General features: G+C 56.4%; 7 protein-coding genes, 1 tRNA gene and 1 pseudogene. 6 read left to right on the top strand and 3 right to left on the bottom strand.

Going from position 1 to position 9,447, the window contains the following annotated elements; genetic code table 11:
- A partial coding sequence (locus ACEQWH_RS15500; RefSeq protein ID WP_370232358.1) for an amidohydrolase occupies positions 1–1,511 on the bottom strand: 1,511 nt, incomplete at its 3' end.
- A 101-nt stretch (positions 1,512–1,612) separates the two neighbouring features.
- Here ACEQWH_RS15500 and ACEQWH_RS15505 point away from each other — a divergent pair.
- The 5 genes and pseudogenes from ACEQWH_RS15505 (at position 1,613) to ACEQWH_RS15525 (ending at position 7,860) form a co-directional block, all read left to right on the top strand.
- On the top strand, positions 1,613–2,545 hold the full coding sequence (locus ACEQWH_RS15505; protein ID WP_370232360.1) for a LysR family transcriptional regulator: 933 nt from the start codon (positions 1,613–1,615) through the stop codon (positions 2,543–2,545).
- A gap of 106 nt (positions 2,546–2,651) precedes the next feature.
- Entirely contained in the window at positions 2,652–4,208 is a 1,557-nt protein-coding gene (locus ACEQWH_RS15510) for an ABC transporter substrate-binding protein (protein WP_370232362.1), read from the top strand.
- 62 nt (positions 4,209–4,270) lie between these two features.
- Entirely contained in the window at positions 4,271–5,245 is a 975-nt protein-coding gene (locus tag ACEQWH_RS15515; RefSeq protein ID WP_370232363.1) for an ABC transporter permease, read from the top strand.
- On the top strand, positions 5,242–6,096 hold the full coding sequence (locus ACEQWH_RS15520) for an ABC transporter permease (protein ID WP_370232365.1): 855 nt from the start codon (positions 5,242–5,244) through the stop codon (positions 6,094–6,096). Before ACEQWH_RS15515 ends, ACEQWH_RS15520 begins: the two co-directional genes overlap by 4 nt.
- 1 nt (position 6,097) lies before the next feature.
- Positions 6,098–7,860: pseudogene (locus ACEQWH_RS15525) on the top strand (dipeptide ABC transporter ATP-binding protein).
- A 28-nt stretch (positions 7,861–7,888) separates the two neighbouring features.
- Here ACEQWH_RS15525 and ACEQWH_RS15530 read toward each other — a convergent pair.
- Positions 7,889–8,350 carry a MarR family winged helix-turn-helix transcriptional regulator gene (locus ACEQWH_RS15530; RefSeq protein WP_370232367.1) on the bottom strand — a complete coding sequence of 154 codons (462 nt, stop codon included), beginning with the start codon at positions 8,348–8,350 and terminating at the stop codon, positions 7,889–7,891.
- Between the two features lie 283 nt (positions 8,351–8,633).
- On the opposite strand from ACEQWH_RS15530, the gene ACEQWH_RS15535 reads away from it, so the two are divergent.
- Positions 8,634–8,710: transfer RNA gene (locus ACEQWH_RS15535), tRNA-Arg, on the top strand.
- A 7-nt stretch (positions 8,711–8,717) separates the two neighbouring features.
- Here ACEQWH_RS15535 and ACEQWH_RS15540 read toward each other — a convergent pair.
- Positions 8,718–9,447, bottom strand: a 730-nt coding sequence (locus ACEQWH_RS15540; protein ID WP_370232369.1) for a glycosyltransferase, incomplete at its 5' end; no start/stop codon positions are given.

A 9,447-nucleotide genomic window follows, 5' to 3' on the forward strand; every position in this document is an offset into this window, starting at 1 on the left:
CCGGGCGTAATCGAGCCTACGTCTGTTTCCATTTTCAGAGTTTCGGCCGCGCCCATGGTGATCGCAAAAAGCGCTTCGTCCACGGTGATCTGTTCGTCGGGGCCCAGGGTCTGGCCGCTCATGGTTTTCCGATTTGTGGCACACCATGCGGTGAACAGAGGGCCCATAGGCGTGACCGGCGCGTCAGAGTGGATCGCCGTTCTGACGCCCTTGTCCAACGCAGTACGGGCGGCATTCATGGCCGCTGCGCGCTCTGGTCCGATCGTACGTGCGACGTGCTGATCGCCGAAATACCACATGTGATTAGAAAAGATATTGCAGGCCACCCCAAGGTCTGCAGCCCGTTGCATCAAGTCTGCGTCCATCATCTGGCAGTGCTGCAAAACATGTCGTGCGTCAGGCCATGGGTTTTTCTTGGCGGCCGCTTCCAACGCATCCAGCGACACTTCGGCGGCCTCGTCGCCGTTGACGTGGATGTGCATCTGGATCTTGCGTGCCTGCATTTCCTCGCAAAGTTCAAAAATCTGCTCGGGTGGGGTGTTCCAAATGCCGTTTGGCTCGTTGCCGATATAGCCGGGGCTTCGAACGCGGGCGGTCCAGCCCTGAATCGAGCCATCTGTCATGATTTTTACGGCCCCCAGGCGCAGCTTGTCGGTCGAATGGGCCTGAAGGGCCTGTGCATTCGTCGCAATATCCGCAGGGGTTGCGCCGACTGCTCCCAAAGCGGGCACAAGGCGGGCGGGAAAGTCACTTTGGGCCGTGGCTTGCGCCAGCTTTGCAGCGTCAGCTTCATCAAGCGAGGCAAACAGGTCGGTGCAGGTCGTCACTCCTGCGCGCAGGCAGACTTGGCCAAAGCTGTGAAGCGCAACGTCTGGATTGCTGAGGGCGCGAAAATCAATGCCGACCCGACGCATCACCGGGAACATGGCGGCCATTTCCTGCAACTCGCCCGTGGGTGTGCCATCGTCCCCTTTCACAACACCTTCGACCTGCGTGTCGCGGCCATAGCCCGCCAAATCCAGCGCATTAGAGTTGGCACAAAGCAGGTGAAAGTTTGAAAACAGAATGGCGATCGGACGTGTCGTGCTGACTTGATCCAGATGGGCTTTGTTCAGCCGTTCGGTTGTCAGAAAAATCGGATCAAAGCCCCAGCCAATCAGCGGAGCCCCTTCAGGCAGCTGCGCTTCATAGGCTTGCAGTCGGGCAACGACGGCGTCGATGTCCGTCATTCCTTTGTGCAAGTTCCCCTTTGGGTCGATCCGGTCATGATAGCCGCAATAACAAAAGCCCCACATAGAGCCCGCCATGATATGGGCATGGCCTTCCACCATGCCGGGCATTAGCACGGCTTCGCCAAAGTCGCAGATGTCCGAAATCTCGCCCAAATGATCGGCGCATGTACTGTCACCAACAGCCACAATCCGGCCGTCTTGAACCGCGACATGCGTGGCCCTTGGCTGGGTTTCGTCCATCGTTAGGATTGATTTCGCTTTGAAAAGTTTGAGGTTCATTGGCCCAAGCAATTGTGATTTTCCTTAAGACTATCGGGCCTTGGATGCTTGCAAAAATAGATTTAGTATCTGCCTATCTTGCAAAAAATGTTGGAACGACCATGCGCTTCACAATCAAACAGTTGCAATACTTCGATACGGCGCTTCGGACAGGCTCGATTGCCAAGGCGTCGTCCGAGATGAATATTTCACAATCCTCGATCACCGCGGCGATCGATGCGATTGAAAGCGTCTCTAAGGCCGAATTGCTGCGGCGCATGCCTGCAAAGGGCATCGCCCCAACAGAAAAAGGCATCGAAGCTGGAAAACGCATACGGTCGTTCCTTGAGCAGGCACGCGTCTTTGAGGCTGATCTCTTGACCCTGACAGGGGATCCGGCGGGCACGCTGCGGTTGGGGTGCTATGCGCCTACCGCTCCGCATGTGTTGCCGCCCCTTCTGAAGCGCATTTCAAAAGAGTTTCCTGAGATCCGTGTCGAGATTAAAGAGGGCGACTTTCAATCGCTGGCAGAAGATCTGAACAACGGAGTGGTTGACATAGGCCTGACGTATCGACGCGCCGCATCCCGCGCACAGCCGTTCCTGCCGATGTTTGTTGCGAAACCTGTGGCCTTGGTTCCAGACACATGGGATCTGGCAAAGAAAGAGAGCGTCTCTCTGCAAGATTTGACGGAGTTGCCGATGATCTTGCTGGATCTGCCTGGTGCGCCGGAATACTTCGAAGGTCTGTTCACCAAGGAAAATCTGCGGATCAACGTGGTGCATTCCACCAAAAGCTCGTCAGTGCTACGTGGGTTGGTGGCGGCCGAGCTTGGCTATACGATACTGAATGTCTGCGGACCTTTGGATCGAGCCAATGATGTGGGTTATGTGGCCAAACGCATCCAAGGAGACTTGCAGGCGCCCACCTATGGAGTGGCCTCGACAGCAGCCAGTCAGAAGTCCTCTCTGGTGCGCGCTGTTCTGAAAACCTGCGACGCCTTTGCCAAAGAGGGGGGCTTTCGTCATTTGTTGTCCGCCGAAGCTGTCGACTGAGTTAAGTTACAAAAAATGTATCTATATCTGGTCATAACCGTTATTTATAGATGAACGAATGCAATTTAGCTTTCCCGATAATAAAATCCAAAAGGGAGAGACTATAATGAAAGGAACGACAAAACTTTTCGCAGCAGCCAGCCTGGCCGCAGCGTCAATTTTTGCGCAACCGGTCCTGGCAGATGGTGGTTCGCTGACCATCGCGACCAGCCAGGTACCGCGGCACTTGAACGGAGCTGTGCAGTCAGGCTTTGCCACTGCGCTGCCATCCACCCAGATCTTTGCGTCATTGCTACGCTATGACAACGACTGGACTCCACAGCCCTATCTGGCAGACAGCTGGAGCTTTTCTGACGACGGCCTGAGCCTGACAGTGAACCTGAATGCGGACGCGACGTTCCACGACGGGGCGCCTGTGACCTCTAAGGACGTTGCATTCTCGCTGTTGGCGATCAAAGAAAACCACCCGTTCAAATCGATGTTCGCACCCGTTGTGGCCGTAGACACGCCTGACGACAAAACAGCCGTGATCCGCATGGACCGCGCGCACCCAGCCTTGCTTCTGGCGCTGTCCCCAGCGCTGTCGCCAATTCTGCCAGCGCACGTTTATGACGATGGCCAAGACCTTAAATCGCACCCAGCCAACTCGGCACCTGTCGGTTCTGGTCCTTACATGCTCGACAGCTTCACCGCAGGTGAGTCTATCGTCCTGAAAAAGAACCCGAATTTCTTCATCGACGGTCGTCCAAAGCTGGATGAAATCATCGTTCGTATCATTAAGGATGCATCGTCTCTGATGATCACCATGGAAAATGGTGACGCGGACATGTGGCCATATATCGGTGGCTCTCAGCAGGTGAAGCGCATGGAAGGCGTTGAAAGCCTGACTGTGACATCTGACGGCTATGCGGGTATCGGCCCAATCAACTGGCTGGCGTTCAACACCAAGGGTGAAAAAACCTCTGATGTGCGTGTCAGACAGGCGATTGCATATGCGATCGACCGTAACTTCATCACAAAGGCACTGCATCGCGGCACTTCGGCGCCACAACGTGGTCCAATCATCGAGACATCGCCATTCTTCGACAGCTCTATCCCAGCCTATGACGTAGATCTGGACAAAGCCAAGGCCCTGTTGGCCGAAGCAGGCTATGCGGACGGTATGGATCTGGCGATCGACTATATCCCAGCCTTCAAAGAGCAGCAGCAAACTGTTGCGGAATACCTGAAGTCTCAGCTCGCGAAAGTTGGCATCAATGTCACACTGCGTGCATCCCCGGACTTCCCAACATGGGCCGGCCGCATCAACAGCTATGACTTTGAAGCGACAATGGACATCGTCTTCAACTGGGGTGACCCTGTGATCGGTGTGCACCGTACGTATCTGTCTTCCAACATTGTTCCAGGCGTTATCTGGTCCAACACACAGCAGTACGAAAACGCGACCGTCGACAGCCTGCTTGAGCAAGCTGCGGTTGAGCAGGACCTGGCAAAGCGTACTGCGCTCTATGCCGAGTTCCAGCAGATCGTTGCACAAGACCTGCCGGTCTATTGGGTAAACTCCCTGCCATTCCACACCGCGTATAGCGACAAGCTTGAAAACCCACCGGTTGGAATCTGGGGCGCAATGCACCCAATGGATACAATTGAATGGGCTGAATAATCAGTCATCCCTAGCTCTTTGGTGCGGGGCTCATGCTCCGCACCATCTTCGAGGATCTAAACGTGTCGAAATTTTTGACCCAACGCATCGCCTACGGCCTTCTATTGATGGTCGGCGTGGTGATCTTGAACTTCTTTCTGATCAGACTTGCTCCGGGTGACCCGGCCTTGGTGATCGCCGGTGAAATGGGCGGTGCAACAGAAGAAGTTCTGACCTCTATCCGTGAGGAATATGGACTAGATAAGCCGATATTGATCCAGCTTGGGTTGTATCTGGGCAATCTTGCGACCGGTGACCTCGGATTTAGTTTCTTTTTCAATCAGCCCGTCGCCTCGCTGATTGCTGACCGTATCGGCCCAACCATTCTGCTGGTTTTGACAGCTCAGTTTCTGTCGGTTGCCATCGGTGTCTTTCTTGGTGTGATTGCCGCGCGCAACCCGCGGGGCGTCATCTCGGGGTTCGTGTCAGTCTTTGCGGCCATCGGCTATGCTGTGCCGGTCTTCTGGACGGGCATCATGCTTATCATCCTTTTTGCCGCAGTTTTCCCGATCTTCCCTGTCGAGGGCATGTCGTCGGTCAAGCTGCGTGACGCATCCATCTTTATTCGCACGCTGGACATCATGCACCATCTGGTCTTGCCGGCGTTCACACTCGCGATCATCTATCTGGCGCAATATGCACGGCTGTGTCGTGCCTCAATGCTCGAGGTTCTGGCCTCTGACTATGTCCGCACGGCGCACGCCAAGGGTCTGACCGAACGCAAAGTGCTGTTCAAACACGCTCTGCGCAACGCGGCTCTGCCTATTTTGACTGTTGCCGGTCTGCAGTTTGGCAACCTGATTTCAGGGGCCTTGCTGGTCGAGACGGTGTTCAACTGGCCTGGTATGGGGCGGCTTGCGTTCGACAGCATCCTGCGCCGCGATTATCCGACCATTCTGGGCGTTCTGTTCTTTGCGTCCGCCATGGTGGTTGTTGCCAATATCCTCACCGACCTCAGCTATCGCTGGGCCGATCCAAGACTGCGGGGAAAATCATGAATTCGACGTCTTCTCCCGGGCGTGAAGCCTGGCGCATGTTCCGCCGCAACGTGCCGGCTATGGCTGGTCTGTTCGTTCTGATCGGTGTCATCGGCGCCACTCTTTATGGGCAGCTGGTCTATGCGGGCAACCCATTTGAAATCGTCTGGGCCCCACACGAGCTGCCCGGAGCCACGGCCGAGTTTCCCTTCGGCACGGATTATCTGGGCCGAGATCTGGTAGCTGGCCTGCTGAAAGGCGGGGCACCAACCCTCGCAGTCGGCGCGGCCGCAGCGCTGTTGACCATGGTCATCGGCATCACAATCGGCGCGCTGGCAGGCTTTTATGGCGGCTGGGCAGATACGCTGCTGATGCGCGTCACCGAGTTCTTTCAAGTTCTGCCTGCGCTGCTGTTCGCGATGGTTCTGGTCACGCTGTTCTCGCCATCTTTGATAACGATCGCCATAGCGATTGGCGTCGTCAGCTGGCCTCAGACAGCACGTTTGACCCGCGCCGAGTTCCTAAAGATCCGCGAGTTGGAATATGTCCGCGCCGCGCGGTCAATCGGGGCCAGTAACAGCCGCATCATCTGGACGGTTATCCTGCCAAACGCAGCGCCTCCGTTGATCGTATCCGCAACCCTGACCGTCGGCGTCGCCATTCTGTTTGAAGCGGGTCTCAGCTTTCTTGGTCTGGGCGATCCCAACGTGATGTCTTGGGGGCTGATGATCGGTGCGAACCGTGAATACATTCTGGACGCTTGGTGGCCCGTGGCCTTCCCTGGCATTGCGATCTTTTTGACAGTCTTGGCTGTCAGCCTGATCGGCGACGGGCTGAACGATGCCTTCAACCCTAAACTTAGAGGGCGCTAGGATGAGCACTCCGATTCTGTCAGTCAAAAACCTGACCGTTAATTTCGGTGGATTTACAGCCGTCGATGATCTGTCGTTCAACCTGTATCCGGGCCAGAAACTGGCGATTGTGGGCGAAAGCGGGTCGGGCAAATCGGTGTCTGCCCTGACGATCATGCAACTCGTCACACTGGGCACACGCGCCGAGATTGCCGAGGGTGAAATTCTATTTACCAAGTCAGACGGCTCTGTCATCGACCTTCTGAAAACCTCAGAGGCCGACATGCGCAAGATCCGCGGCAACGACATCGCGATGATCTTTCAGGAACCGCTGACCAGCTTGAACCCGGTTTTCACAACCGGCGACCAAGTGGTCGAAGCCGTGCAGCTGCACCAAGGCCTGGACCGTGACGCAGCCCAAGCGCGCGCCCTTGAGATGTTTGAGCGGGTCCGCATTCCGCGCCCCGAAAAGGTGCTGAACGACTTCCCGCACCAACTGTCTGGCGGGATGCGCCAGCGGGTGATGATCGCGATGGCGCTGTCATGTGATCCACGCGTTCTGATCGCGGACGAGCCGACAACGGCCCTTGATGTGACCATTCAGGCGCAGATCCTGGGTCTAATGCGAGAGCTGCAAAAGGACACCGGATCCGCCGTAATGATGATCACGCATGATATGGGCGTTGTGGCCGAATTTGCAGACGACATTGTCGTGATGCGCAACTCTAAACTCGTAGAGCAGGGCTCTGTTTTGGACATCTTTAGCAAGCCTCAGGCCCGGTATACGCAGGCTCTTTTGGCTGCCGTGCCGCAGCTTGGCTCGATGACGGGCGAGGACAATCCCCGCCGGTTTGATCTTATTGAGGTGCCGGAGGACCGCAAATGACGCCTTTGTTGGAAATACGCGACCTCTCAAGGACTTACCGTCTGAAAGAAGGCGGCAAAGTACATGCGTTGGAACATGTGTCATTGACACTTGGGCGCGCTGAAACTCTGGCGATTGTTGGCGAAAGCGGGTGCGGTAAATCCACACTTGCGAACCTGACATGTCGACTGGACACGCCCAATACCGGCGAAATCCTGTTGGATGGGGCTGACATCACAAAGCTTGGCCCCCGCGAGATGCGCGCACACAGACGCAAGATGCAGATGATCTTTCAGGACCCTTTTGCCAGCTTAGATCCGCGCCGTACGGTCGGATTTGCGGTGGGCGAGCCTTTGATCGTGAACGGTTTGATGTGCAAGGGGCCAGAACTTGACGAAACCGTAGCCGCGCTGTTTGAGCGGGTCGGTCTGTTGCGCGAACACATGCAACAGTTCCCGCATCAGTTCTCGGGGGGGCAGCGTCAGCGTATCTGTATTGCCCGTGCTCTGGCGCTGAAGCCAGAGCTGGTGATTGCTGACGAAAGCGTGTCGGCGTTGGACGTGTCGGTGCAGGCGCAGGTGATCAACTTGATGATGGAGCTGCAAGAGGAAATGCAGCTAAGTTATCTGTTCATCACGCATGATCTGGCCGTGGTCGAACGCATGGCGCACCGTGTGGCGGTGATGTATCTGGGGCAGGTTGTCGAGCTGGGAACCCGGCGCGCGATCTTTGAAAACCCACAGCATTCTTACACAAAACGTCTGCTGGATGCCGCGCCGATTGCCGATCCTCGGCAACGTCGGGAACGCTCGTTGCTGACCGGCGATATCCCAAGCCCTGTTTGGGCCGACGGCGAAGCGCCAGAGCGTGTGTCCATGCGCGAAGTCTCAGACGGGCACTTTGTTGCGATCGAGCACTAAAACTTAAGCGAATTGGGGATGTCAGCGGCTAGCTGACGTCTCCTTGCAAAATCCGCGTCAGCGCGCGGTCCAAACCTTCGAAATCCTCACCCAATCGGGCTTCGACGTCTTTTTGCAGGGCAATGACCATTGGGATCAACTCTGCCATCAGCGCCTCTCCTTCTTGGGTCAATTCGATATGTACCAACCGTCGGTCAACTGTGTCGGCGCGTTTGGTCAGCAAGCCGCGTTCCCGCAACCGGTCTGCGGCGCGGCTGACTTTCGATTTCTCCATGGTCACGCGGGCTTCGATGTCGCGGACCGATGCTTTGCCCTCTTTCATCAGATGCGCCAGCACACGCCATTCTGGGATCGAAAGCCCAAATTTTTCGCGATAGATGGCCGCTATTTCTTCGCTGAATGCGCGCGCGGCAACGGCCAGTCGATACGGCATGAAATCCGCAATATCAAAATTCGCAGCAGTGATGCCCTGGTTTTCTGAGTCCGTCATCGTAATTCGCGGTGCCTTTCGGCGGCCTCCTCCGGCAATTGGCACGGTCATCGCACGAAAAGAGGGTTTTTTCAAATGCTCGGCGCAAGTTTACACGCATTTGCGGCGTAATTCGCCTTGGGTAAAGCCGTTGAAATCGATTTACCCGGTTCAAAAGCAACGCTGGGTTGGGCTAACCCGAAACGTCGGTTTGCCAAGGCTTTGACACTGTTCGCAAAGCCTTGGCATTTGGATCAAAGAGGCGTTTGACAAATCGCTGCCAAGCGGCGAAACAAAGGCCAGCGGTCCCTTAGCTCAACTGGATAGAGCAGCTGACTTCTAATCAGCAGGTTGAGGGTTCGAGTCCTTCAGGGATCGCCAGTTATCTTTACGCCGCCACCGGCAGAGCCTTTGGCAAGCTGCGTGCGATCAACCCCTCCCAATTTCGTTCAAAGACGCCGCCAACGCGTTCCGACAGCCGTTCTTGCGACGCGGGGATCTTGCTTAGGTCGGCGTCCAGGCTGTCGTTGATCGCGCGTGTCCAGTCTGCGACCGTATTGCGTTCGACGCGGAAGGCGCCGTCTTCAAGTTGATCACACAGCCCGTCAACGGGGGAAACCAGGGTGCGGCGGCGCGCAGCCAGTGCTTCTTGGGCAACCAGCCCATAGGCCTCCCAGCGAGAGGGCAGCAGAACTGCCTGAACCTCGGACATTGCACGCACAGGATCGGGCGCGTGTCCTTCCAGCGATATACGCGAGTCGATCTGGGCCATGCGGGACAGCTCATCATGCTGGCCACCGCGACCAAAGATGCGAAGGCGCGCGTCGGGATCCTGACATTGGCTGAACGCCATGATCAGCGTGTCAAAGCCCTTTTGCGGCTCAAGCCTTCCGATTGCGCCAAAGACCCGACAGGCCCCTTTGGGCGCGTCCAGCTGTGAAAACGCGGACAGATCCACGGCAGAGCGGATCACGCAGGAGCGATCCGAGGCCACAAGATCGCGTGTCACAAGCCAACTGTACTGGGCGCGGCTGACGCCGACGACCGTGTCAAACAACGAATAGGCCGTGCGCAGCAGTGAAAAGAAACGTTCGCGATTGGTCACATTCAGCGCGGTG

This window comes from Cognatishimia sp., from assembly GCF_964229375.1.
GTDB lineage: Bacteria > Pseudomonadota > Alphaproteobacteria > Rhodobacterales > Rhodobacteraceae > Cognatishimia.

Coding starts and splice junctions, on each gene's coding strand:
- ACEQWH_RS15510 (WP_370232362.1), top strand. CDS start 2,652: ATGAAAGGAACGACAAAACTTTTCGCAGCAGCCAGCCTGGCCGCAGCG.
- ACEQWH_RS15520 (WP_370232365.1), top strand. CDS start 5,242: ATGAATTCGACGTCTTCTCCCGGGCGTGAAGCCTGGCGCATGTTCCGC.
- ACEQWH_RS15505 (WP_370232360.1), top strand. CDS start 1,613: ATGCGCTTCACAATCAAACAGTTGCAATACTTCGATACGGCGCTTCGG.
- ACEQWH_RS15530 (WP_370232367.1), bottom strand. CDS start 8,350: ATGACGGACTCAGAAAACCAGGGCATCACTGCTGCGAATTTTGATATT.